1 protein-coding gene is annotated in these 2,126 nt (G+C 69.5%); it reads right to left on the bottom strand.

What is annotated here, in order from left to right; all coding sequences use genetic code 11:
- Positions 1 to 44: 44 nt before the first annotated feature.
- Positions 45 to 2,090, bottom strand: coding sequence for an oligopeptidase A (gene prlC, locus PKE44_RS12550; protein ID WP_324551705.1), 2,046 nt, complete (start codon positions 2,088 to 2,090; stop codon positions 45 to 47).
- Positions 2,091 to 2,126 lie beyond the last annotated feature (36 nt).

Raw genomic sequence — 2,126 nt, forward strand, 5'->3', positions numbered from 1 at the left:
GCCTTCCCGTGTGACCAGCATCCCTTGCGGGCAGCGGACCGGATTCAGGCCGCGATGCCGCTGTGGCGCAGCAGTGCGTCGATCTCGGGGCGCCGGCCGCGGAAGGCCATGAAGCTCTCCAGCGCCGGGCGCGAGCCGCCGACTTCGAGGATCTCGGTCAGGAAGCGGCAGCCGGTCTCGGCGTCGAACACGCCGGCCTCCTCGAAGGCGCCGAAGGCGTCGGCCGACAGCACCTCGGCCCACTTGTAGCTGTAGTAACCGGCCGCGTAGCCGCCGGCGAAGATGTGCGAGAAGCTCATCGGATAGCGGTTGAACGCCGGCGGACGCACGACCGCGACCTCGTCGCGGACCTCCTCCAGCAGTTCGAGCACGCGGGCGCCGCGCGCCGGGTCGTACTCGCGGTGCAGGCGCAGGTCGAACAGCCCGAATTCGAGCTGGCGCACCGTGATCATCGCCGACTGGAAGTTCTTCGCGGCGATCATGCGTTCGTAGAGCGCCTCGGGGATCGGCTCGCGCGTGCGGTAATGGCCGGCGATCAGGTCGAGCGTGACGCGCTCCCAGCAGAAGTTCTCCATGAACTGCGAGGGCAGCTCGACGGCATCCCACTCGACGCCGGAAATCCCGGACACGGCCGCATAGTCGACCGTCGTCAGCATGTGGTGCAGGCCGTGGCCGAACTCGTGGAACAGCGTCTGCACCTCGGCGTGCGTGAACAGCGCCGGGTCGTCGCCGACCGGCGGCGTGAAGTTGCAGACCATGTACGCGACCGGCAGCTGCAGACCGTCGGCCGTGCGCCGGCGGGCGATTGCCGAATCCATCCAGGCGCCGCCGCGCTTGTTGGCGCGCGCGTACAGGTCGAAGTAGAAGCGCGCGCGCAGTGCGCCGTCGGCGGCGAAGATGTCGTAGGCGCGCACGTCCGGATGCCAGACCTCGACGCCTTCGGCAGCGCGGATCGACACGCCGAACAGCTTCTCGACCAGCTGGAACAGGCCCGGCACGACGCGCGTCTCCGGGAAGTACGGGCGCAGCTCCTCGTCGGAGATCGCATAACGCGCCTGCTTGAGCTGCTCGGAGGCGTAGCCGACATCCCAGGCTTCGAGCTTTTCCAGGCCGAGACGCTCGCGCGCGAAGGCCGACAGCTCCTCGAACTCGCGCCCGGCCTGCGGCCGGGCCCGGGCGCCGAGATCGCGCAGGAAGTCGAGCACCGTCGCCGGATCGTCGGCCATCTTCGTGGCCAGCGAGTACTGCGCGTAGTCGGGGAAATCGAGCAGGCGCGCCAGTTCGTGGCGCAGTTCGAGGATGCGCCCGACGACGGCGGTGTTGTCCCACTGCGCGCCGGCCGGGAAGTTGCCGGCGGCGCGCGTCGCGTAGGCGAAGTACAGCGACTCGCGCAGCGAGCGGTCCTGCGCGTAGCTCATGACCGGCTGGTAGGACGGGAACTCCAGCGTCAGCAGCCAGCCGTCGAGGCCGCGCGCCGCGGCGGCCTGACGCGCGAGGCCGAGCGCCGAGGCGGGCAGGCCGGCGAGGCGATTCTCGCTGTCGAGGTGCAGCGACCAGGCCTGGGTGGCATCGAGCACGTGCTCGGAGAACTTCGCACCGAGCAGCGAGAGTTCCTGCACGATCTCGCCGTAGCGGGCCTTTTTCTCGGCCGGCAGCGCGATGCCGGCGAGCCGGAAGTCGCGCAGCGAATCGTCGATGACCTTGCGCTGCGCGGCATCGAGCCGCGCGAACTCGTCGCCGTCGCGGATCGCCTGCGTGGCGCGGTACAGCGCCTCGTTCTGGTTGTATTCGGTGTAGTAGGCCGAGAGCTTCGGCAGGCAGGCGTTGTAGGCGGCGCGCAGCGCCTCGGAATTCATCACCGCGTTCAGGTGCCCGACCGGCCCCCAGGCACGGTTGAGCCGGTCCTGCATCGCCTCCAGCGGTTCGATCAGGTTCGCCCAGGTGTACGGGCCGGGCTGCGCGAGCAGCTGCGCGAGGCCGGCGCGGTTTTCGGCGAGCAGGGCATCGACGGCGGGCTCGACGTGTTCGGGGCGAATCTCGGCGAAGCGCGGCAGGCCGGAGAAATCGAGCAGCGGATTTTCGGCGTTCATGGCGGTCCTGAAGGGGCTGGGGAATTCGGGAACGAT

The organism is Plasticicumulans sp. (assembly GCF_035331805.1).
Classification (GTDB): Bacteria; Pseudomonadota; Gammaproteobacteria; order Competibacterales; family Competibacteraceae; genus Plasticicumulans.

Excerpts from the sequence above, each read along its gene's own strand:
- prlC (WP_324551705.1), bottom strand. The coding sequence starts at position 2,090 with ATGAACGCCGAAAATCCGCTGCTCGATTTCTCCGGCCTGCCGCGCTTC.